Source organism: Paenibacillus sp. GP183, from assembly GCF_900104695.1.
Lineage (GTDB): Bacteria > Bacillota > Bacilli > Paenibacillales > NBRC-103111 > Paenibacillus_AI.
Genome location: NZ_FNSW01000001.1, coordinates 2,555,702 through 2,578,897 on the forward strand (window position 1 = coordinate 2,555,702; position 23,196 = coordinate 2,578,897).

General features: G+C 41.0%; 24 protein-coding genes and 1 pseudogene. 7 read left to right on the forward strand and 18 right to left on the reverse strand.

Annotation, left to right across the window (positions count from 1 at the left end):
- Positions 1-23 precede the first annotated feature (23 nt).
- The 6 genes from BLV33_RS29340 to BLV33_RS12695 form a co-directional block, all read right to left on the reverse strand.
- Complete coding sequence (locus BLV33_RS29340; protein ID WP_171908948.1) at positions 24-170, reverse strand: hypothetical protein; 147 nt, start codon at positions 168-170, stop codon at positions 24-26.
- Positions 171-368: 198 nt separating this feature from the next.
- Entirely contained in the window at positions 369-959 is a 591-nt protein-coding gene (locus BLV33_RS12675; protein WP_090788281.1) for a hypothetical protein, read from the reverse strand.
- 1 nt (position 960) lies between these two features.
- A complete protein-coding gene (locus BLV33_RS12680) occupies positions 961-2,007 on the reverse strand; it encodes an ogr/Delta-like zinc finger family protein (protein ID WP_253187053.1) in 1,047 nt (348 codons plus the stop codon).
- Between the two features lie 114 nt (positions 2,008-2,121).
- Entirely contained in the window at positions 2,122-3,066 is a 945-nt protein-coding gene (locus tag BLV33_RS12685) for an ABC transporter substrate-binding protein (RefSeq protein ID WP_090791789.1), read from the reverse strand.
- Positions 3,063-4,373, reverse strand: a complete 1,311-nt coding sequence (locus BLV33_RS12690) for a sigma-54-dependent transcriptional regulator (protein ID WP_090791792.1) — start codon at positions 4,371-4,373, stop codon at positions 3,063-3,065. Before BLV33_RS12690 ends, BLV33_RS12685 begins: the two co-directional genes overlap by 4 nt.
- 11 nt (positions 4,374-4,384) lie before the next feature.
- On the reverse strand, positions 4,385-6,448 hold the full coding sequence (locus BLV33_RS12695) for a PAS domain-containing sensor histidine kinase (RefSeq protein WP_090791795.1): 2,064 nt from the start codon (positions 6,446-6,448) through the stop codon (positions 4,385-4,387).
- Between the two features lie 102 nt (positions 6,449-6,550).
- Here BLV33_RS12695 and BLV33_RS30005 point away from each other — a divergent pair, with 102 nt between their 5' ends.
- Positions 6,551-6,727 carry a hypothetical protein gene (locus tag BLV33_RS30005; protein WP_253187054.1) on the forward strand — a complete coding sequence of 59 codons (177 nt, stop codon included), beginning with the start codon at positions 6,551-6,553 and terminating at the stop codon, positions 6,725-6,727.
- Positions 6,728-6,763: 36 nt separating this feature from the next.
- Here the strand turns inward: BLV33_RS30005 and BLV33_RS12700 are convergent, their stop codons facing one another.
- Positions 6,764-7,300 carry a DNA/RNA helicase domain-containing protein gene (locus BLV33_RS12700; RefSeq protein ID WP_090791798.1) on the reverse strand — a complete coding sequence of 179 codons (537 nt, stop codon included), beginning with the start codon at positions 7,298-7,300 and terminating at the stop codon, positions 6,764-6,766.
- 95 nt (positions 7,301-7,395) lie between these two features.
- On the opposite strand from BLV33_RS12700, the gene BLV33_RS12705 reads away from it, so the two are divergent.
- Positions 7,396-8,464, forward strand: a protein-coding gene (locus tag BLV33_RS12705) for an IS630 family transposase (protein ID WP_253187010.1) whose coding sequence is annotated in 2 segments (ribosomal slippage) — positions 7,396-7,905 and positions 7,907-8,464 — 1,068 coding nt in all. Because the reading frame shifts where the segments join, the coding sequence is not laid out codon by codon here.
- Between the two features lie 6 nt (positions 8,465-8,470).
- On the opposite strand, the gene BLV33_RS12710 is transcribed toward BLV33_RS12705, so the two are convergent.
- The 6 genes from BLV33_RS12710 to BLV33_RS12735 form a co-directional block, all read right to left on the reverse strand.
- A complete protein-coding gene (locus BLV33_RS12710; RefSeq protein ID WP_090791802.1) occupies positions 8,471-9,892 on the reverse strand; it encodes a DNA/RNA helicase domain-containing protein in 1,422 nt (473 codons plus the stop codon).
- A gap of 19 nt (positions 9,893-9,911) precedes the next feature.
- A complete protein-coding gene (locus tag BLV33_RS12715; RefSeq protein WP_090791806.1) occupies positions 9,912-10,241 on the reverse strand; it encodes a nucleotide pyrophosphohydrolase in 330 nt (109 codons plus the stop codon).
- Positions 10,242-10,399: 158 nt separating this feature from the next.
- Positions 10,400-11,269 carry a phosphorothioated DNA-binding restriction endonuclease gene (locus tag BLV33_RS12720; protein ID WP_090791809.1) on the reverse strand — a complete coding sequence of 290 codons (870 nt, stop codon included), beginning with the start codon at positions 11,267-11,269 and terminating at the stop codon, positions 10,400-10,402.
- A 311-nt stretch (positions 11,270-11,580) separates the two neighbouring features.
- Entirely contained in the window at positions 11,581-12,513 is a 933-nt protein-coding gene (locus BLV33_RS12725) for an HNH endonuclease (RefSeq protein WP_090791813.1), read from the reverse strand.
- A gap of 349 nt (positions 12,514-12,862) precedes the next feature.
- Positions 12,863-13,159, reverse strand: coding sequence for a hypothetical protein (locus tag BLV33_RS12730; RefSeq protein ID WP_139305734.1), 297 nt, complete (start codon positions 13,157-13,159; stop codon positions 12,863-12,865).
- 435 nt (positions 13,160-13,594) lie between these two features.
- Positions 13,595-14,578: an NERD domain-containing protein gene (locus tag BLV33_RS12735; RefSeq protein ID WP_090791818.1), complete on the reverse strand. Its 984-nt coding sequence runs from the start codon at positions 14,576-14,578 to the stop codon at positions 13,595-13,597.
- A 190-nt stretch (positions 14,579-14,768) separates the two neighbouring features.
- Between BLV33_RS12735 and BLV33_RS12740 the strand changes: the two genes are divergently transcribed.
- A complete protein-coding gene (locus BLV33_RS12740) occupies positions 14,769-15,962 on the forward strand; it encodes an IS4 family transposase (RefSeq protein WP_090787168.1) in 1,194 nt (397 codons plus the stop codon).
- A 288-nt stretch (positions 15,963-16,250) separates the two neighbouring features.
- Here the strand turns inward: BLV33_RS12740 and BLV33_RS12745 are convergent, their stop codons facing one another.
- Complete coding sequence (locus tag BLV33_RS12745) at positions 16,251-16,832, reverse strand: hypothetical protein (RefSeq protein WP_090790221.1); 582 nt, start codon at positions 16,830-16,832, stop codon at positions 16,251-16,253.
- On the reverse strand, positions 16,813-17,916 hold the full coding sequence (locus BLV33_RS12750) for an ogr/Delta-like zinc finger family protein (protein WP_253187008.1): 1,104 nt from the start codon (positions 17,914-17,916) through the stop codon (positions 16,813-16,815). Before BLV33_RS12750 ends, BLV33_RS12745 begins: the two co-directional genes overlap by 20 nt.
- Positions 17,917-18,151: 235 nt before the next feature.
- Between BLV33_RS12750 and BLV33_RS30695 the strand changes: the two genes are divergently transcribed.
- Genes BLV33_RS30695 through BLV33_RS30705 form a run of 3 tightly spaced genes read left to right on the forward strand, consistent with a single transcriptional unit; the run spans position 18,152 to position 19,151 of the window.
- A complete protein-coding gene (locus tag BLV33_RS30695; RefSeq protein WP_366414808.1) occupies positions 18,152-18,598 on the forward strand; it encodes a transposase in 447 nt (148 codons plus the stop codon).
- Positions 18,573-18,914: a transposase gene (locus tag BLV33_RS30700; protein ID WP_366414809.1), complete on the forward strand. Its 342-nt coding sequence runs from the start codon at positions 18,573-18,575 to the stop codon at positions 18,912-18,914. The genes BLV33_RS30695 and BLV33_RS30700 overlap by 26 nt, the downstream gene beginning before the upstream one ends.
- Before the next feature lie 12 nt (positions 18,915-18,926).
- Positions 18,927-19,151, forward strand: a complete 225-nt coding sequence (locus BLV33_RS30705; RefSeq protein WP_366414810.1) for a hypothetical protein — start codon at positions 18,927-18,929, stop codon at positions 19,149-19,151.
- A gap of 109 nt (positions 19,152-19,260) precedes the next feature.
- Here BLV33_RS30705 and BLV33_RS12760 read toward each other — a convergent pair whose 3' ends face one another.
- From BLV33_RS12760 to BLV33_RS12770, 3 genes are all read right to left on the reverse strand, one after another.
- On the reverse strand, positions 19,261-21,444 hold the full coding sequence (locus BLV33_RS12760; RefSeq protein ID WP_090791821.1) for an S-layer homology domain-containing protein: 2,184 nt from the start codon (positions 21,442-21,444) through the stop codon (positions 19,261-19,263).
- Positions 21,441-21,929, reverse strand: a complete 489-nt coding sequence (locus tag BLV33_RS12765; RefSeq protein ID WP_090791824.1) for an RCC1 domain-containing protein — start codon at positions 21,927-21,929, stop codon at positions 21,441-21,443. Before BLV33_RS12765 ends, BLV33_RS12760 begins: the two co-directional genes overlap by 4 nt.
- A 77-nt stretch (positions 21,930-22,006) precedes the next feature.
- Entirely contained in the window at positions 22,007-22,387 is a 381-nt protein-coding gene (locus tag BLV33_RS12770) for an RCC1 domain-containing protein (protein ID WP_090791828.1), read from the reverse strand.
- A 466-nt stretch (positions 22,388-22,853) separates the two neighbouring features.
- Between BLV33_RS12770 and BLV33_RS12775 the strand changes: the two are divergent.
- Positions 22,854-23,195, forward strand: a pseudogene (locus tag BLV33_RS12775) (tyrosine-type recombinase/integrase); the annotation flags it as partial.
- Position 23,196: the final 1 nt, after the last annotated feature.

Below are 23,196 nucleotides of genomic sequence, written 5' to 3' on the forward strand. Positions count from 1 at the left end.
AAGCGTATACAAGAAATTTGTTATTACGACCTCCCAACAGCTTGTAAACAGGCTGCCCGCTGCTTTGCCCAGGATGCGAATTTCTTTCTTGGGTTAGGATCCCACGCCGCCTTAAATGGCGGATCCAGGGGAAGCAGATAATGTTTGATATCAATAGCTGTAATTTTCATCTCTTCACCTCATTTGGCTTATAGTTATTTATAAAGCAATAATCGTGCCAATTGATAAGAGGCAATGAAATCAACAAATATCTCTCCACGTATTTTAAAAAGAAAGCGATTGCACAAAATATTTACGGTAAATTGTAAAACTACTGCGCAATTTCCTTCACTAAATTAGCAAAAAAAAAACTACGACAGCATAATCAACTAACTGTTCAATAAATTCCATTTATGCTCTAAGTCGTTGAGGTAGCCTTCGGTATTGCGATTAAACTTTTTACGTAATATGACACAGGTTAAACGCTGGTCCCACTGTGCTTTCCGTGCTTTATAACGACTAAAGGAAACGGAACGCAGTCGTGAAATCACATGCTCTTGACGAAGCGCATCGTTCACCAATACGATCATTTCACCATTGCGTACGATGTAGCTGTTCCAGTTACGAAGTCCTGTAATTCGACGGTGACTAGCCTTCGTCTGTCGAAAGAATTGCTCCAAGTCATTATTTGTTCTTGGAATGTAATAATGATCATAACAAGTGAATAGACCTCTCCAAAACCCTTTGGAAAAGTTGAGTAAATTGTTAACCATGAGTTCGTCATTCTCAAGCGTGTAGGTTTGTTTTACCCAATTCAGTAACATTGATAGCTCCCATTCAACCGTCTCGCTAGTTTTATCTTCACCAGGGGTAAGGATAATGGCGATATAATCCATCGGTTTCATTAGCCGCGATACGGCTTCATAAACAGGATTCATTTCATCTATTTTGCTGAATATTCTGATAATATTTTGAAGCAAACTAGGCTCTTTTTTTACTCAAGCATCTTTGTAAAGAAGCCTGAATCGCTTGTGCACGTTCATAAATCATTAATCCAGGAAGCTCCAATGGTGGATCTCCGTCTTCTAGGAGCAAGGCTCGGACAGCTGCCACATATCCCTTGGCAATCTGCGCTTCGGTAATTTCAGCAGTTTCCGAATCTGGCTGTTCCGTTTTCCCCGTCTCGGATGCTTGGATCTCAGCCTGTTCTATTTTTCGTTCGATGTCCCGAATCCCGCGCATGCTTTTTTTGAGTTCCATTTTTAATTTACGATCGGCTTCGATAATGGGTTTGGCTATGTCCTTCAGATAATGGTACTGACAGTATTGGTAAGGCACATCCGGTAACAAGGTCTCAAATGCCAGCCGAATGGATTTTTGCCCGTCACTTACAATACCTACAATTGGATAGCCCAACTCCATGATGGGTTCAATGAGCGTCTTCAGCTCTTCTGCCGTTCCGCTCTTCATGTTTTGTGCAGCGAGTACCGTGCCGCTGAATACTTCGCGTAGGACATATAGAGTTTCATTCCCTTTCTCAGGCTGAACGCCATCCATCGATAAGATGACGCCGCCATTTTGTTCGGTAGTCTCTGCAAGTACTTTGTTTACATGATCATCCAAACTCGCAGAAAGCAACGTCTGATAGCGTTCGTACAAATTTTGAGCATGCCTTTCACTCGTTGGAATACCTCGTTCATTCAACGCATCAGCAACTTCTTTAACTGTTCGATGCTGCTTAAAGCGCAGTTCTCCAACGAGAGCAAGCACATCATATCCATATGAGGAATGCTTCATGCTAAGCATCTCAGCTTCAGCAGATTTATACGCAACTCCTGTATGTGTACAATCTAGATTTTTGCAAGCATAAGCCATACTCCATGCATGGATGATTCCGTTTGTTGTGACAATCTTTTTCTCCCATGCTGTATGGGTTCTCCGCAATTTTGACTCACAGTGCGGACATTTTTTAAACTCAGGTCTGAAGTAAACTCTGGGCGCAGCACCCAATCTATTTTTCTCAAGCATTAAGGTCATCTCCTACAATAAATTCTGACCTTTATACTTTCGATAAAAGATTGGAAATTCCTGCTAGTCAATCTTGCTGTCGTAGAAAAAAAACAAGGCGTCAGCCTCGTTCTCTTATCTTTTTAAAATATGCTTTTGCAATAAAAACTCCCGTGCGGTTTGGGTAACATCCTTATGCTGGATATCGACCTTATACATCAAATCCCTCATATTGTCATTATTGATGACTTCCGCAATCGGTCCGATGATATCGCTGATTTCTTTATTAGATTCGAGTGTTTTCTTTAAAATAACCGGAGCTGCATGATAGGGCGCAAACAAATGGCGGTCATCCTCAACAATCACCAGATGGTGATCCTTAATTCGGGAATCCGAAGCGAGCCCGACCGCAACTTCAACACGTGATTCCTTGACGGCTTGCGGCAGCAGGCTTGTGTCCATAGCAACCATTTGAGTTTTGGGAATGACGAAATTATAAATATCCTGAAGTCGTTTAATGCCGTCTTCTCTTTGCTGGTATTCATCATTGGTGGCAAATTTCATGGATGGACGTTTTTCCTTGAAAACGCGGGTTAGATCCGATATGGTGCGTATCCCCAATTGATGAGCCAGATCCTCCCGCATAAGCAGTGCCCAGCTGCTGTTAAATTCACTCCTTGGCAGCCAAATTATGCCTTTGCTCGCATCCGCTGCCGAAACTGCACGGTACACTTCATCCGGATCAAAAATAGGTGTCTGCTTCTGATAGTACTCCCTGGCCGTCGTTGTATATTCCCAGTAAAGGTCGATAACCCCAGCTTCCATGGCGGATCGAACCGCATCGCTATCGAGTGTTACCATCTCATTCACAGGGTATCCGTGCTCTCGCAGCACCAGTGAAGTCATCTTCAATAGCAAATATTGCTCTGTCATCGACTTGGATCCAACCGTTATTTTCGTTTTATTCAGCGGAAGCGGTTGATTCAGATCGCTTGGCTTTTCCAATGTTCCCGAGGAACATGACGTTAGCAGTATCATGATGAACCCAATGAATATCCAAGTCCATTTACGTTTCATCATCGTTTGATCTTCTTCATTTTGTGAATTAATGTGTTTCGGGAGATACCAAGCAGATCTGCGGCCTTAGTCTGATTTCCTTTGGAACGAATCAGAGCATCCTCGATCATTTTTTCCTCAACCTCCTCGAGAACATCCTGCAGCTTGCCTGCAGGCGTTTCTAGTGGTTTACGATCCGCTTGCACGGACAAGTTATTGGGGAGATCTCCGATATGTAAATGCCCCGTATTTTTAAGAATATGCATTCTTTCAAGCACATTGAATAGCTCACGAATGTTCCCCTGCCATGGAAGGGATTCGAATGCTTTCTTAAGCTCCTCGCTGGCGGTAACGGATTTACCGTATTTCATATTGAGATCCTGCAGCTTTTGCCCGACAAGCACGGCAATGTCTTCCTTGCGCTGACGCAATGGAGGGATCACAATTTCCACCAGATTTAGGCGGTAGTATAAATCCTCACGGAATTTCCCAACACGGACGAATTCCCCAATATTCCGATTCGTTGCTGCAATGATGCGGACATCCACATAGCGCTCCTGATGGCTGCCCAGCCTTATGATCCGCTTTTCCTCAATCACGTGCAGCAGCTTCGCCTGCGTAGCCAGAGACATCTCGCCAATTTCATCAAGGAAAATGGTCCCCTGATTGGCCGCTTCGAATTTACCAATGCGTGTATCGGCAGCACCGGTGAAGGCACCCTTCTCGTAGCCGAACAATTCACTCTCGATCAAATTCTCCGGAATTGCCGCGCAATTCAGCGAGATAAACGGATGCTCAGACCGGTGGCTCTCTTGATGTATCCACTTTGCCAATGCTGTTTTCCCGACACCGCTTTCTCCAAGCAGCAGGATGCTTGCTTCCGTTTGGTTGACCCGCTCCAGCATCTCTCGAATCTGCTTCATCTGATCGCTCACGAAAGATATCGTACCTACGACTTCATCCGTTCCCGTTAAAGGCAGTGCGGTTTCGATTTTCTCGGCGAGCAGCTTTAATTCTATGGGTTTGTTTAGATAATCAACGGCGCCCAGCTTCATGGCCATCACTGCATTTTCTACATTCCCATATGCCGTAAGCATGAATATCAGCAACGAAGGATGTCCTTGTTTAATGGCCTGAAGTACATCCAATCCGGTCATATCCGTCAACATATAGTCCAAAATAACCGCATCATAAGCCGTCCGTTCGCTCAATCCGATTGCCGTCTTCCCATCATAGGCGGTATCTACTTTATATCCGCGTCGTTCCAGCTTTATCGCAATGTTGCGGCAAAGCTTTACTTCATCATCCACTACCATTATTCGGTATGTCATGCTGCCACCCCCTATCGCCCCGTTGGAAATTTGCAAATTACGGTCGTCCCTTCGTGAAGCACGCTTTCGATCTGGATTTCTCCCCCATGCTCACGGATGATTTCACTTGCAATCGTCAAACCTATTCCCGTACCCTGTTCCTTAGTGGAAAAAAACGGATTGAACAACCACTGCATATCGCTCTGGGAAATCCCTTCACCGGAATCTTCAATTCTGACCTCCAGATAAGGATCTTTCCCAAATATACTAATGGTCAAAACACCGCCGCCCGGCATGGCATCAATGCTGTTCAGAAAGAGATTGAGAAACAATTGAATCAACTTGTTGTATTTTCCCAAAATCAAAGGCAGCGGAGACACATATTTCTTATTCACCACTACCTTTGATTCATTAAATTTGATGCGCAATAGATGCAGAACACGATCGACAAGCTGATCAATTTCTATGGGGTTATCGTGCTCATCCTTTGCTTTGGCGAACGATAAGAATTGATTTACAATACCGCTCATTCGCGCAACCTCTTCGTCAATATCTGCCACCAGCGTGCGAACCAATGCGGGATCCTGCTGCTCTTCCATCATTTCATCCCGCAATAATTCTGAACTGCTGGCAAGTACGGCAAGCGGATTTTTTAACTCGTGTGCCACACCTGCCGTTATTTGACCCATCTGAGCAAGCTTTTCGCTCTGATTGAAGTGCTCTTCCAGCAGCTTGATTTGGGTCACATCCTGCAAAACAGCGAGAACTCCGTTTTGGAAGGGGGCCGTCACGATGCGAACTATATTCCTTTCTCCTCTTGAGCCAAGGATGGTAAGCACCGTTTCCCCTTGCAGCGATGAAATATCAGACAGCTCGGGAATGACGGCTATTTGCATTTTTGCGTGGTCGTTCCAGCTGATTTGAAACAATTGATAAAACTTTTCATTTGCATGTGTAACCAAGCCTTCATGATTGATGGTAACGAGCGCATAGGGGATTCCTTCAATCACGTCGCGAAGAAACCTCTCCTTGAAATCAAGCTCGCGTGTAAGTGCCTTCATTGTTCCAGTCAGCTCGCTCAGTTCATCTTTGGCTTCAATTCGGTCCGCCTGAACTGCTTCCAGCGTATGCTCCTGTCTGTATTTCTTGGCAAAACGGGTTAGATGAATGATCGGGTATAGCAAATCCCTCATTCCAAATAAAATAAGAAATAAAGTCAGCATGAAAATGGAAAAAAAACTGATGGTCAAAGCCATACCGAGCGTCTTGACCGGTTTAAAGGCAATCTCTTTGGGTATCCCCAATGCAAGTCCCCAATTATCCCTGATTTGCTGATAAGCGACGATGCTTTCTTGACCTTGATAAGAACTTGAGATGAGACCCGAATCGCCAATCATTAAACGTTGTCCAATAGCATCATGACCGAAATCTTTTCCAAGAATGGCAACATCGGAGGATGCTATGACTTGGCCGTTCAAATCGAGCAGATAGCTGAACCCCTCTCGTGTCGCGCTCATCGTACGCAGCATCTCCGACAAATAATCCCGGCTAAGTTCAGCCACCAGAGCTCCATGAAAGGTCCTGTCTTTATAATACACCGGCACTGCGATCGTCACTGTTGTTTCCTGGCGATTATTCTGAAGCAGCCCCGAAACCATGTAAGTATAGCTCCAGCGCACATGCTCAAGTCCCGGATAAGCATAGGTTACCGCTTGCATTTTTGGTGAAAAAGGCGCCTCAAACCTCATTTGCGAGCCGTTGTCCACATAATAAATGGAGTGAATCATAGAGCTTTTGGCAATCGTTTGCTTGGCGTTCTCGTACATCGTTATTTCATCCGTCGGCAATGCGAGATTCTGGCCGGCAATAAGCTGGAGCTGCAGCACAACGTTAGTGATTTCAGCATTCAAGCGTTTCACAATGGAATCCGCCCCAATTAAATTGTCTCGGGCAATCTGCCCTTCCATTACATTCTGTGCATAGCTCACAATCAAACGATATATGACAATTGTGGGTATGATCAGGACCAGCGAAAAAATCACTAAATATTTGCGGGTCAGCCTACTTGTAAACGCTTGCATCAAGAAGGCCATCATCTCTATCACCTCTCTTATGACAAAATCATCATATTCGAAGCTTTCTTAATCGTCAACTGGAAAGAGTTTACCATGCCTCTTATGCCGATAAGGAGGATGGATGTGTACGGGGGCGAGTCCGTGAAAATACTCCTGCTGTTTAAGAAGGTCGGGGATATCTCGAACTTTACCTATCGGAAGGACCTCAACATGGCGATCGTTTTGAATCATGTGTCATTGAACTATTCGTACTTTAGCCAGGCCTTCAAGGAATACACCAGCCAAAGCTTCGTTAACTAGCCTTTCCCTTGTCACTACTTTTGTTTAAGCTTAGCTTTACTCTTCATTTGTTACATAGTATGTAGCTGATTGTTCCGCAGCAATTGGTTGTTCTGAATATGGTATATAAACTAACTTACTCTTTCTAATCATTCTCTGAATAAGATACTTCTTCAAATCAGGGTCCATGCAATAAACGTAGCACCCCTTCATTCCTCGTGTCATTAATGTCCGATAGGTATTTTTAATGATTTGGTCAGCAATTCGAAGTGCCTCATCCTTGTTCTTCTTATAAAGCGATTTAAACCCTGTAAGTGATTTGTCAGTTTTTGCACGATTAAATGGGTCTGTCATGATTCGGCCATTCTCATAACGTAAATCTTCGCCTATAATGACACCAACATAATCGAATTCAAGCCCTTGAGATGTGTGAATGCAACCTGCTTGCTCTACTGATTCGGGATCAATGGCCCAAGTAGTTGTATTATTTAAATTCCAACTCATGAAAAAATCATGATCTGAAATGGAGATATCGTAAACATTGTTGTTTCCTTTTCCTTCTGTCTTCCAATCCCAGCAATACCCTGCAACAATTCTATATAAGTTGAACTAGACACTTTCCTTTTCTAATTGAAAGGATTTCTACCCATCAACCGTCGAATAAGTGAAGACCACTTAATGGACGGGTGATGACGATGGAAGCAGTTAAGTTACAGGAAGTTGAGAAACGGTTAAAACAAGAAAAGAACCGTCGAATGTTCGAGCGATACCAGACAGTTCGCTTACATTTACTGGGGCATGACAAGCAGCAAATTGCCACAATCATCGGGAGGTCGGAGCGTACGGTAAGAACGTATTTACAGCAATATCACGAATCCGGTTTAGATGGATTACAGATGAATTTCTCCCCTGGTCGCCGTGAGCGAATTACTAAAGAGCAGCAAGTGAAGCTTAAGAAGACAATCATAGAATCACTTCCTCATGAGGTTGGATTTACGGCAAAATTCAACTGGACGCTTCAACTGATCGGCGAGTATATCAAACGTGAGTTTGGCGAAAGTTACTCCATCCGGGGTGTGTCCAAGTTGATGCACCGTCTTGATATGAGCTATACCAAACCAACCTATACCTTAGCGGCAGCTGACGAAGAGAAGCAAAAAGAGTTTGTCGAAACAACCTTCCCAAGGTTAAAAAAATTACGAGAATGGCGAAATTGATCATTTATTGTTTGAAGATGAAGCCATGATCCGTGATTATCAAGCTCTTCAACGCACCTGGTTTGCTAAAGGCAAACAGCGAATCATAAAAACCACAGGCAAACATCGAGGCGTAAAGCTGTTTTCTACAGTTGATTACGGCACAGGCCAAATCGTATGGCAGGAAGATGAGGAATATACAGCTGAAAAGTTTCTGGTGTTTCTGCATCGAGTCGTTGATGCTTACCCCAAAGGCAAAATAACAATGGTATTGGACAATGCTCGAGCTCACCACGCAAAATTGCTTGAACCATTTTTTAAGGAGCAGCAAGGTCGGCTTAAACTTGTTTTTCTTCCTCCGTACAGCCCAGAACTTAATATCGTCGAGGGATTATGGAAATGGTTAAAGTCGGATGTGATTAATAATGTCTTCTATCACACCGTCGTCGAAATACGAGGAAACGTACATTCCTTCATGGAACAAATCATGAAAGATCCCTTAAACATCATCGATCGTCTATGCATTAGGATGGAATCAGGGGAGCTACCGGAAAACCAATAGTTCAACTTATATAGCTTTATTATTTATCTTATTTTTTTCAAATATTTGATTTCGAAGCTCATTAGGATCATCAAATATCTTGAAATCATATTCGAAATCGAATCCATCATAATTCGCAGTCTCACGTATGCCTATAACATCATCCAACCAAGCTAGATATCCATCCGAACCGTTGCAACGAAATTGTGATTCTAGCTCCATTTCAACAACTTCTGCATCAAACAACATCGCATAATGTTTAATCTGTTCTTTATTTCCAATATCATGCATCGAGATCTTCTGATACTCATCAATAAAGAATACTGAGAACTTTGATGCATATATGATTTCTTTCATTTGGTTTTCACCTTTATTTTTAAATAAACCCGATTTTTCATTTAATCGATGAGCCTCATCAACAATTAAAACATCAAACTCATTTTTCAACGCCTCATAAAAGACACCTGAACCCTTAAATAAATTATTAATATATGATTTTTTATAGTTTTTTTGTAATTTTTTTGTATAGACCTCTCTGGGAGCACTGTTTTTGGTTACATACTGGCAAACTAACTCTTTTGCGGTAAGTTGTACCAACAAATTAATTCCCAAAACTGATTTCCCAGTTCCAGGTCCACCCTCAACAATCAAAACTTGTTTTTTTCCACCATTTTGAGCCTTCTTTGCCATTGAAAGAGCGGTTTCATACACCACTTTTTGCTCGTCAATCATGATAAACTCTTCATTTCCGTCCAGCATTTTCATTAAAGCATCCTGCAAAGATTTTGAAGGTCTGATTTTCCCATGTTCAATAAGATAGAGTGATTTTTTTTGATCTGACTTCTTAATATATAAATGAATGAATCCCCTGAGCTTTAGAACATCGCCTTTAGTGAAGACGGGAGCTTTAGTTATGTAATTATTGTATAAATTATTTGTAAGAGGATCATTCTCCGTATGCATATAATTATGTAAATAAGCGCAGGGGCGCAACGAGATCTGATCATTCTGGACAGATTCGTTGTACTCAGAAATTAATTTCGCATATGACCAAGCTTGATAAGAGGGATGAGCCGTCTTAACAAGTCTTTTCCCAATAAAAGTGCGAACCATTCCATCCTCATCTTCTACCAGATCAAGCTTGTCCCATTGTTTCAGTTCAATAATAACTATTGAGTATTGGCCATTCTCATCTAGCCCGGATATGATAAAATCAATTCGTCTTGAATTTGCAGGCACTTTATATTCGATTGCAACAGAGATATCATCAGGTATCTGAGTTGTATTAAGAACTTTGTACATATAGTTCATAGAATTATTCCATGAATTAATTTCGCTTTTTGATGTACCGCCAATTTTCTCAACAAATGCCTGATGGATCTTCATGGCGATACTATCCTCAGTTACATGGTTCATAAATTCTTCTTTTGTGGCTTCATAGATGATCATCGAGATCAGACCCCAATCTTCAATTCTCTGAGTACTTCCTTGAACTTCCCTTGTATTTTTCTACAGAATACTTTGCCTCGTTAATCTTTAATTTATTAAGAATTATTGTCTCTACGTCGATCTCTAAATCATTTGCCATCATCAAGGCATAAATCAAGACATCAGCTAATTCGTTTTTAATCTCGTCCATATTTTCAATCAAAGCCGTTTTACTATCTTTCCATTGAAAGTTCTCAAGTAGTTCACTAGCTTCCAAAGATAAAGAAATTGCTAAGTCTTTAGGGTTATGGAACTGCTTCCAATCTCGTGCATCTCGGAACTCTATAATTGACTTGATTATGGCTTCCATGAACATCCTCCTACAACTAAATTAAACTCTTACATTTCAGTTAAGCCCTCAAAATTTCTGAACAATTCTATAGGTAAGAAAATAAGCTGATCCTTCGTTAGTTTATTGATCAATTGCTTGTACAAGCCTTGTTTCTTGTAGCACCTCGTCTGCATTTTTCATTTCACCAGATACCTTCCCGGTCCTCTAAACACTTCCCTAATATGCCATTCGAGAAAATTATCTTTGGGCTGATAAAGCGGATGGATCGGATACCGAATTCGCTTCCCATGGAACCGCATCAGCCACTCTTCGAAGCCGACAGTCCCATGCGCTTGCTCTGTAACGAGCAGCTCCCGTTCATCCGTGATTGTAAATACGCCGCGATCGAACAGTTTATGGTGCAGCGAGCATAACGCAATACCATTCTCTTCTATATCCGGTCCGCCTGCCTGATGCCATTGAATATGTGCCGCGTCGATGCCGACCAGATTATTGCCAAGCCTGACGTTGAAACCGCACACTGCACAGCTATATTCATAGGCCCGAAGAATGCGGTCTCTGAAGTTTGGATTACGGCGCATTTTTTGCTGGGAGGCAAATGAAAGACCAACCTCCTCAATAATATCCTGGTGAATCGTATCCGGAAAATGCTCATGAAGCAATTGCTCTGCAAGCTCCTGAATGAGCTGATCGTTATTCGATAATAGCGACAGGACTTCTGGAGTAAAACCACCTGCTACATCTTCCGCAACTAACTGTTTATCTGAGAACTTTCTTTTATCTAAGGCGTTGCTTAGTATCCATATCCCTTCTGTACTCAGCCGTACGAATGGCTCTTCCGGATGATAGGATTTTCTCACCGGACCGAATTCGATAAGCAGTCTCTTCAATTTTTCCCGCACTTGTTTATAGGGTAGAACCGTATCTCCCCGTTGAAGCTGAGCTAGGGCATAAAGGATCAATAGCGGCTTGTGTGGTGCTCGCTGCCCATTCTTTTTCCAGATGGTAAGATTTGTGAAGATCTCCTTCAGCTCGCTTGAAATCATATTGAGTAAGCCTCCAGTGTTCTCCACGTTACGACAATCTTTATATATTCTCGATAGCGCAGGAATTCTTTCCTTCTATTCCATGTGGAAGCAAATAGAAGAGCGATGCCATTTAAGGCATCGCTCAGATTGTCCATTCTGCTCGATTGGCCGGTATGTGAAAGCTATCTATACATAAAAGGTTAAAGGTTTTGGTTTTGATGAAATATCTATCACTGAGGAACAACAAGATCAGATTGCTCCATTGATTGAGAAACCATCAGAATTGTGATTCTCGATTTTCATTAATTATTTCTTTTAGCACTGATACTCTATGCTAGATATACATTCTCATTGTGCCATCTTAAAAACTGTGTGGATGGTCTTTCATTATGCTGTTCAGGAATCTCGGCTAGTCTCTTCCCATGAAATGCATAATACTCTTTACCGTTTCCATAATCCTCTTTAATTCTCTTACTTACTTCAATTTGGAGTTCTTCATTGATTGTTATATAGCCTCGATCAAATAACGTATGCATATCTTTCCTCAATAGCAAGCCATTAATGGTCAAATGTGGACCGTTTTGAGAATACGGTTTGATATGTGCAGCTTCCAAGACTGGCAAGGTTTTTTCTCCTGTTATTGCACAGCGGCGATGATAAGCTTCAGTCACTATAACCTTGAATGTGCCCTGACCTATTCTCGGATAAATAATTTGTCCCGAACCATAACGATTCGACTCGCCGATTTCCATTATGGACTCAGAATCTTTATATGACAATCGATTAAGCCTTTCATGAACATTTCCATATAGGGCAAGCCCGAGCTCTGTATCAGTGTCATACGTTTTACCTTGTACAATATTGGGCTTCCAGTCTACTGGCACAGGAATCCAATCACGTTTTTCAAAGAAAAATGGCAGTGCAAGTATGATGCAACCAATCGTTGGATCAGGCTCCGAGCGAAAATCACTCTTTCTGTATTTATGAATGCCATTTCTAAAACCTATATAATCAGCCATTCCATTTTTAATTCCGAAAGCTTCCCATGCCAGAGATACTGGTAAGAATGAATGTCTGACAAAAAAACCTCCACCGACAATAAAGTTATGTGGACTGTGTAGTTTAAACAAAAACAGATCATTCGTCTGTATGGCTTTAAACGTTTGTTTGCCACCTGGTTGCCAGAAGTTCACTTCATCCGGTTGTATATTCGACAAGTGATGAAACCAACTATGATCTGTAACTCCGATATAGAATTTCAAGCAACATCACTCCGATAATCCTATCATTTATAGTCCTTTAGACTTATTCCACAATCCAACTGGAAATTCCTTTATTCGACAGATTATTTCCATCATTATACACAACAGCAGAGACACTAATCTGTCAGCAAGCGTATGTTCACATGAAAAAACCTCCCAATTGAGAGGAGATTAGTAATTATTTTTCCTGAATAAATTATAAAGTTTTTATTGAATTAAAAATTTCTTCTACAAACATCGCATTTCTTGACTTTGGAAAATTCTAATGCCTCTAATAAATCAGATGTAAAAAAATATTGACCAGTTCCTCTTTGATTTTGTGTCACCTTCACTTTAAAATTAGATACTTCTAATGTTCTACAATTATTGATATGTACTTTATTGCCATTTGCCGAATCGGTGAATTTTGTAATTTCCCATTATAGATTTTACCTAAAAACTCATTCTGAATATTTTTTTGAAACTTATTTAATCGATCCATTGTTTCAAATGAATATGAATGAATCTGTCTCAATACTTCATTTATTTCAGGATCTGTTCTTCCAACTTTATCTGAATGCCAACTAATAAGAATATTTAATCGCAAAATAGTTTCTCCACCTAAACCGTAGAAAAAATCAACTTCTTCCTCAAACTTTTTAAGCACAATCTCTCTTTGTTTGAATTTGGCCATTAATAAAAAAGTGGTACTGTGTTGATCTTCTCTGCATTTCTCCAAATACTTATGTAATGATTCTAACGAAATTTTTCTGCGAGAAATAATTTGTATATCCCACCAATGCCCATTAATTCTCTGTAATTCTGTTTCACTAAGTTTAACGCTTCGATCATTTCGTCAGCTGCCTTTAAATTTAAGTCCCTAAGTATCAACCTACTCTAACTAGCCTATTTGATATTGCAAGAGCATTGAAAATGAAGCCATCAGATTTGGTTCACCTTGTGGAAATAGAGTTTGACAACCAAGAACCATTAGACCAACACAAAAAGACGCTCAGGATTAATCCTGAAGCGTCAGTTTTCATTGTATGCACAATCCTGCACTCATAGATATAATAAACATTTCATTATAGGCATCAAAAACTTAACCTGCAAATATATTCAATATCTCCTTACCATACTTCTCAACCTTTATTTTCCCGAATCCTTTAACTTCTAGCAGTTCTTCTTCTGATATGGGGTGTCTAGCTATGATTTCTTCCATCTCACTATTATTGAAGATGTAATATGCCTTAACATTTTCTTCCCTTGACGTTTTAAGCCTAAAAGCAGTCAGTTCTTCTCTTAGTTGTGCTTCGTCTTTTCTTTGAATTTGACTGTCATTACTTGAAAGTTGATACTTCGCTACAAAATCCATATCTATTGGAGTATTTAACTTAACAAGCAAATTAGCAATATCATTCATTTCCTTTTCCGCTAGATCATATGTATTTACCTTATCATTTTGGTATTTTTCCAGTGTAGATTTAAGTTGGTCATACTTAATAATACATCTATCAATCTCAGCTGGACATTTATATTTTTTGATTATAGTTTTGGGATTAGCCATAACTACTAAGGACAGTATGGGCATGTTATTGATTTTCAACTCTTTAGAAAGAACATGTCTGAGTATGTCAACGTGCCTTTTGTTTTGAGTAACAGGGCTATAGATGCCTTCTTTATAATCTTTTCCATATTTATTCTTCATTGTTCTTACGAAATTACCATCTGAGTCAATGGATATATTACCGCTTAATTTCTTCGTTTCCAATATACAAGCAAACTTGTTCGAAATCACAACAAAATCAAGTTGAGCAACATAATCACCATATTCCAACCTAACATCATGAAGGCAAAGTATAGGTAAGAATGAATTTTTCAATTCAAAGTAGACATTATTCTCGCCGTCAATTCCGTATTTAAGGAGTTTTATATCCTTCTCAATGTTGTCCTTCGGTTCGACTTCGACTACTTGGCTGTAAAGTTCATTCAGGGCTATGAGTTGATGATTATCCTTAGTGAAGTCTTTTACGAATGTTGGGCTTAGAATAGTTTTCTTCCCAAAAATCTTGTTTAAGATGGACATTACGTAACTCTCCTGACTTTTTTGTTAATTTATACACTAAGCTTGCATCAAACCTGACATGAAAATATTGTTCTCATTAATTCCTATTTATGGAATAAATTGATGTTATTTCGTGGATAAAAAACAAAAAAGCCCTTATTGTTGAATTGACGGCGTGTTATCCATCATTTCTCCAATAAGGAGCTTAACCATGGATAACGTTAAAGATATTCGCGTCATTTGTCAATGCCTACGTACTCTCAATGTTTCAGGTTATCGTTCTGTACTCGACGATCATCGAACCCAAAAGTTGTTTTCAGGTACGGCTATCGAGCTTCATGTGATCGCTCAATTGCTGCAGCTCCCTACGTATGATGTCATTACCGAACAATTGCGTGCGCATCCGCAATTGCAACAAGCGATCGGCCTGGAGTCCATCAGCAGCGCACAGCTTTCTCGCAAAACGAATAGCTTATGCACCCAAACCCTACAGCAGATCTTCTTTCAACTCATCAGCCAAATCGACCAGAAAACGAAGTCGGGGGCTGGAATTACGCCGAACATTGGGCGTCTGCATATCATCGATGCTACGGACATTTCCCTTCCCGCTTTATTAGGCAGTTGGGCTCGCTGTGGGTCGCGAAAAACAGGGGTTCGTCTTCATGTTCGTGTGGTTGTTGCAGATCCTGACACCGTATTCCCGGATAAGGTCATTGCTTCTACGGTCAATGTACGGGAAAATAAGGTCGTGCTAGATATGGTTGTGGAAGATGATGTCACCTATGTCATGGATCGGGGTTATGAAAGCCTCCCTAATTTCCAAACCTGGATAACGGACAATAAGCTTTTCGTGGTGCGTGTGCGGGATCGAACACATCTATATCCCATTAGCGGTAGTGAACGTAAGAGTGTGGCAAGCGTTGGGCCACTCCGGCTGCTTCAGGATGTGGATGTACTTACAAACAAGACCACAACTCCATTACGTCTGGTTGAATTTGAGGATGACAAGGGCCGCCGCTACCGGTTAATAACAAGTCGATGGGATTTAACTGCAAATGAGATTGCCTACATTTACAAGAATCGCTGGAAAATTGAGCTTTTCTTTAAATGGATGAAACAGCATTTGAAGCTAGTGAACCTGCATGGCTGCCAACCTGATTCAGTGTGGAACCAACTCTTTTTGTCCCTGATTGCTTTTGCTGTGAGTATGCTTGTAAAGCTAGCTTTGCAAACAGGAAAAAGTCAGTGGAACCTTTTACAACTGCTGCGAACGTACATGTACCACCCGTGGAAGGTGTTTAAGCAGGAGCTGAATCGACCACCCACGCGCCAGTCAAAAGGAAGACAAAAAGTGGACACGGCGGGAAGAGCCAAGCAAGAGTCGCAACGAATGATCTTACTTTAGGCCAAGATAAATGAATATTCCATTTTATGGAAATACGCGCTGTCTTAACTCCACTTTCCTTTTTTAGCTGTTACGGAAATTGAGTTACTGTAAAATTATTACTATTAAGTATTTTTTAATCAAAAACAAGCAAGTTAAGTGGTTAATGTGAAGTTTGATGCAAGCTTAGTGTAATTTATATCGTTATTCATTAGTTGGAATAATTGGCTTATTAGATAGACGAATTATACCATAGTTTACACTCACTATTGTTGCCTAAGAACCTTAAAAAAAACTACGACGGCACAATCAACAAACTACCACTTGATCCCATTGATTCTCCAGTTGTTGCAGAAAATTGTGGGGATTGCGATTAAACCGTCTTCGTTGAACGCTTTCGGATAGTCGTTCGCTCCATTGTGCTTTGCGCATTGTATAGGTTTCATAGCTCACGGTTCGTAAACGGGCGACGACGTGCTTCTGACGAAGCGCATCATCAACAAGTACAATCATTTCTCCGTTACGTATGATGTAACTATTCCAATTCCGAAGACCTGTGATCCGACGATGGCAAGATTTCGTCCGCCGAAAAAATTGCTCCAGATCGTTGTTCGTTCGCGGGAGGTAATAGTGGTCGTAGCAGGTAAACAACCCTTTCCAGAACCCGCGAGAGTAGCGGATCACATTGTCGACCATGGGAGCATCGGTCTCGTCGGAATACGTCTGTTTGAGCCAGTTCAGCACATGAGTCATTTCCCATTCAGCCGTTTCGCTGGTCTTGTCTACTTCCGGCTCCAACGCCGCCGCTATATGTGAAATCGGCTTTGCCCAGCGACATACGGTTTCATAAAGGACCCCAAGTTCGTCTAGTTTACTGAAAATTCTGACCATACCCTGAAGAAGATGAGGCTCTTTTTTTAGTCAAGCATCGCTGTAGCGACGCCTGTATGGCCTGGGCTCGTTCATAGATCAGCATACCGGGCAAATCAAGTGGTGGTTCGCCATCTTCCAGGAGTAAAGCGCGCACTGCAGCGGCATAACCCTTTGCCACCTGGGCCTCCTTGTACGAGGGCGCTTCTGGTGCATCGCTCAATGCAAGGGGACTCGCTTTTGCGCTTGCCTGTGCTTCCGTGATTGCTTTTTTCTCGGCTTGCTCGATTTTTCGCTCTATATCCCGCAGGCCGCGCATGCTCTTTTTCAGTTCCATTTTGAGTTTGCGATCGGCATCCACAACAGGCTTTGCGATGTCTTTCAGATAATGGTATTGGCAGTACTGATACGGTACATCAGGCAAGAGCGATTCGAAAGCCTGCCGGATGGAAACCTGCCCGTCGCTGACAATCCCTACGATGGGATAACCCAGTTCAATAATCGGATCGATAAGTGTCCGTAATTCGGCGGCGGCTCCGCTCTTCATGTTCTGAGCCGCTAGAATCGTGCCGCTAAATACTTCTCGGATGACGTATAACATCTCGTTTCCTTTTTCGGGTTGGACGCCATCCATGGAAAGGATGATGCCGCCATTCTGTGCTGTGGTTTCCGCCAAGATTTGTTTGACGTAATCGTCAAGGCTTGCAGCTAGCAGTGTTTGATACCGTTCATATAAGGTTTGTGCGTATCTTTCACTCGTCACTATACCGCGCTCATTTAGCGTATCCGCAATCTCCTTGCAGGTGCGATGCTGTTTGAAGCGCAGTTCGCCGACGAGACAGAGCACATCGTAACTGTATGAGGAGTGCTTCATACTCAGCGCTTCCGCTTCAGCCGATTTGTACGTGACACCAGCGTGCGGACAGTCTATGTTGGGACAGGCATAAGCCATGCTCCAAGCGTGAATGACGCCGCTGAGTGTTGAAATTTTCTTGTTCCATGCAGTGTGGGAACGCTTTAATCTGATCCCGCAATGCGGGCAGTTTTTCATTTCGGGTCTGAAGTAAATTTTCGGCGCGGCGCCGAGGCGATTTTTCGAAAGCAAAAGGGTCAACTCCTAGAGAAATTGTTGTCCCTTATGTATTCGACAAAAGAAAGGAAAATCCTGTTTGTTAATTGTGCTATCGTAGAAAAAAAATACATCCTATTGAAAATGAGCATTTTGCATTAACCTATGCCCTTGATACGCAAGGATTTTCAGGCATAAAAAAGGGACTTCACCCCAACTTGGAGAAGTTTTCAAATGACCAAACTAGAAAACCCAAGGGAGTGAAGTCACTTTGTATATTCTCCAAGAAAGTCTATTTTCCTTCGATGAACTGCTAAAAATGCAATCAAAAGATCGATTACCTTTCTTTTTTAGTGTTCTTGATTTAAGACCTTACGCCAAGAAATATTCACCCCGAGGCGCTGAGGGCCACTGTAGAGAAGGCATTTTACGTGCACTCTTAACTGCACCGCTTGAGCACATCCATACGTTTACCACCTTACATCACCGCTTGGACACGGATCTTCGGTTTCGCTATCAGTGCGGACTACCGCTCGACCGCGAAGCTCCGTCTATCTCCACGTTAAGCCGAGTCTTCGCCGAGTTGACCGAGAAAAACTTGGCCAAGCAGCTTTTTGAGGATTTGGTCAAACGCTGTCAGCAAGAAGGCATCATCGACGGCAGCCACGTCGCGATCGATAGCGCCGCCATTCATGCTTACGAGAAGAAGCAGCCCTAGCGCAAAAGCGAGCAAAATCGGCCATTCGAACTGGGGCGCAAAGTTCGACGCCTTCGGCAACAAAATCACTTGGTTCGGTTACAAGCTTCATCTGGCTGTTGACACTAAAAGTGAGCTTCCAATAGCTCTGGAAGTCACACCAGCGCATGTGAATGACGGGGAAATGGCGCCGGGTCTGATTGAGAAAGTAGCCACTAAATCAAACACGCGATTTTTTATGCTAGATGCGGGCTATGACCAAATGAAAGTTTACGAAGCCGCACGGAACGTGAAAGCACAGGCCATTATTCCCCTCAACCCTCGAGGAGAGAAATAACCTCCTGCTGGGATGACAACAAACGGAACGCCTTGCTGCTCGATGGGATTCGCGATGACCTACTGGGGTGTTGATGCCGATTACTTGAAGCTTCGTTGTCCGCACGCCACGGGCAAAGTGGATTGTCCACTAGGCATGGCCGCTTGTTCGTCTTACAACTATGGCATGGTCGTCAAAGTAGATGCAAAGGACGACCTCAATAATGATTTCTTTATTGATATTGACTTGAGATTGTAATTTATCTAGATTCAACCTCAAGGCAAAACCATTTTTTGTTATTTTTTTATTATCATTTAGAATAAAGAAAAAAGCTACCCTAGTTACGGATAGCTAAAAATTCAAGCACCTATTTCATTTGATCCAAAATAAATTTAATTTCTGGATTTAACTTCAATGCTCTTAAGATGACTGTTAAAGACTCAGCTCTCGTAGAAAATTCATTAGGTGCAAAAATTGAATTATCTCGACCCTCAATCAATCCCACTTCAGCCGAGGCTTTAATCTGTTGAACATTCCAAGTTCCTGTAACGTCTCCGAAGGTAACATTGTTTAACTTTTGTGTTGTGCTTAAGTCAATTATTCTAGAAAGAATTACAATGATTTCTGCGCGTGTAATACTATTGTCTGGTTTAAAACTTCCATCTTCGTAACCATTTATTATTCCGTGTGAAGCAAGTGCTTGAATTTCATCTTTAGCCCAATGACCTTTTACATCAGAAAGACTTAACGTATTTGAACTACCTTCAATATTAAAAATCTTAGAGATAATCGTCGCAAACTCTGCACGCGTAATTTTAGCATCAGGATGGAAACTGCCATCCTCATAACCTGATACAACTCCAAGTTTCACAAACACATTTATATTTTGACTTCCCCAATGAGTTTTAATATCAGTGAAAGCAGCTGATGATTCTTTTGCTGTGAGGAGATTTCCTTTTAATGAATTTATAACTTTCACAGTATCAACATTTTTTGTAAAGACATTTTTGGTTGTTGGCTTCGTAGGCTCGGTATTTACTGGCTTTCCTTCGGTAGGTATTTCTACAGCTGGAGTTCTACTTGATATATCTCCACTACCTGATGAATGGTCTGATGATGAAGATGAAGTGTTTGTATAACTCAAAACTGATACAGTTGTTACTCCGCTTACCTGACCATTTACATCAATTGCAATTATGCTTAATTTAGTTCCAACAGACTGTTTATTAATTTTTATTGAAAATGTCCCTTTATCATCTGCTTTACCTGATGTAATCACAGTAGAACTTATTGAAATCTGCACATGAGCGTTTGGAGTTGTTATTCCATTTAAATCTGTATCATTGCTTTTGACTTCATTAACAATAGGAAAATTAATGCTTATGGGATTAGGGTTAGGAGTAATATTAGTTGCCCCTAATCCTAGTGCATAGAAATCATTTGATCCCCATGACCATAATGTTCCATCACTTCTTATTCCAAAGGAACAATCACTACCAGCGGCTGCTTCTTTCCATTTATTACTATCAATCAGTAGTGGGGTACTCGTACTTTCTCTATTACCAATACCTAATTGTCCAGAATCGTTTCGCCCAATTACCCAAAGAGTACCGTCTCTTTTTATCAATAAAACATGTTTATTACCCGCTGAAATTTTCATCCAATCTGAATCAGTACCGATACGTTGTGGTGCATTTATTGTTTTTATTGGCATACTAGGAAGATAACTATTTAGTAAGTCATCACCCCAAAACCATAAGCTACTATCTTTTTTTATCCCCACACTATAAGAAGAAACTGCAACAATTTGATCCCAATCACTATCATTTCCAATTCTTTTCATATCAATATTATTTAGGGTATTACTTGGATAGTTATTCCCACCTACCCAAAGTGATCCATCTTTTTTAGTAGCCAGTACGAATACATTTCCAACCGATATTTTTTCCCAATCACTATCTATTCCAATTTGAATTGGTTCCTTAATTATCTTCCAAGGGTACCTGGAACCAAAAAAGCTTCCGTTTGAATCAGTTCCCCAAAACCATAATGTACCGTCTTTCTTCAATCCAAAAGTACTAGCATAGTTACTACTAACCGCTTTCCAATCTTGACTAGTACCGATCAACTTTGGCTCGTAAATAGTATTATTTGTTCCATCACCTAATTGATAATCTGAATTAATTCCCCAATCGTATAGAGCATTGTCTTTATTAATTACATAATTTGAATACCAACCAGCTTGAATGTATGTAACATTTGAAACTGTACTTATCTTCCCAGGTGAATATTTTGTGTTCCACGTACCATCACCAAGGTATCCAAAATTTTGCCCCCATGCCCATAAATCCCCGTAGGTGTCTGTTGCAACAGTGTGTTCTCCTGATGAAGAAACCTGTGTCCAGTTATTTTTATTTCCTGTTTGAACTGGAATCAACTTATCAGTCTGAGTTCCATTCCCTAATTGTCCATATTTATTATAGCCCCATGACCATAGAGTACCATCTGTTTTCAAGCCAATTGTGTATCCTACTCCTGTTTGTACATTCATCCAATCTGTATCATTTCCAACTTGTTTAAAAATAGTTCCGTCATCAAAATTTGCCCTGTACCATTATCTCTACCCAATGTCCATAAAGTTCCATCTACTTTAACTCCCACAGTATGCATTGAAGTCGATAAACTTTTGAAATTCATGCTATCAGCAATTTTTTTTGGAGAGAGAGCATTTATATTATTACTGTTAGCACCCCACTTCCAGATGCTATTATCTTTTTTTTGTGCGATTGAGAATGCAGACCCTGCTGATATTTTTACCCAGTCATTGTCAGTTCCAACTTGAACTAGTGTTTTACTACTATTATTAGTACCTATACCTAATTCGCCATTACCGTTATTTCCCCATGACCATAATGTTCCATCTGGTTTTAGGACAAGTAAATGGTTACTACCTGCTGATAAATCTGACCATACATTGTTATCAATTTTCTTAAATAATGGTACATCATTAGAGTTTCTTATTTGACTCAACCACATAGTACCGTCTTTCTTTAATGCAATCGAAAAATTTTCTCCTGTATCAACTTTAATCCAATCATTGTCTGTGCCAATTTTTACAGGTGTCTCTTGATCAATCGTATTGCCTGTACCAAGTGTCCATATGTATTGTTACCCCATGCCCAAAGTGTTCCATCTTTTTTTATAGCCATAGAGTAATTTGAACCTGCGGAAATCTTATACCAGTCGGTAGCTGTTCCGATTTGCACTGGAAGGGTCTTATTTATATTTGTTCCATCGCCCAATTCTCCATGTCCATTACTTCCCCATGCAATTAACATCCCACTTTCTGTAATAGCCAATACGTGTGATGCACCTGCGGATATTTCAACGACTTTATTAATCAATTGTTTGGGTGCCTCTCCAGCAAAGCTCAAATTAGGGACAGATAAAAGCGTTAATACTACAATTAGAAAAATAGTTACATGTTTCTTCATTCTAGTCTCCTCAAGTGATGTATTTTAATTATTGGTAACTAGTTCATTATAGCTAAATTGGAAGGGAGTTACTATTGATATTTGTCGTTTTTTATCACATATGTCTAGTTCTAGAAGTGCTACCACCATTCCTGAAAAATGAGTTGCCGAAAAAGGTTAAAACTATTCCCCCTCCCTGTTTCAGATAAAACTATGATTTCATATAGCGTTCAGCACGCCTAGAATGCATGGAACGCTCATTTCACACTCTTAAATGCATTTGCTTAACGAAGCCCATCTAAGAGCCTTATACGCTGTCTGGTGATGGGTGATATACAATCCGCTTACCTATCTTTATTTTTTTGAATGTATGTTCTTACATTAAATCGTACATTCATTCCAGTAGTAGCAGACATTTTCTTAGTTATGTGATTTATTGGTTACATCTATAAAAATCGTACATTCAAAATGTTGATTTTACTGGAGGATAGCAAGCTATAATCAAATTAAAGACGTAAAACCGATTCGCTCCAAGGATAAAATAGAAGACCTCAAATGGGCACTACGCCGCCACTGTTCGGAACGTGATTACATCCTGTTTTTGCTTGGGATTAACACGAGTTTACGCGTAGGAGATATTGTAAAGCTAAAGGTCAAGGACATTCGACGTAAGACGCGGATCGTGGTAAAGGAAGGTAAGACAGGGAAGCCAAGGGAGATCAAACTGGGGAACACCTATGATGAGCTGAACGCGTACCTTGATACCGTAGACAGTGAATGGGTGTTTCCGTCCAGAAAGAGTGATGGAGCGATTACACCAACCCAATCGT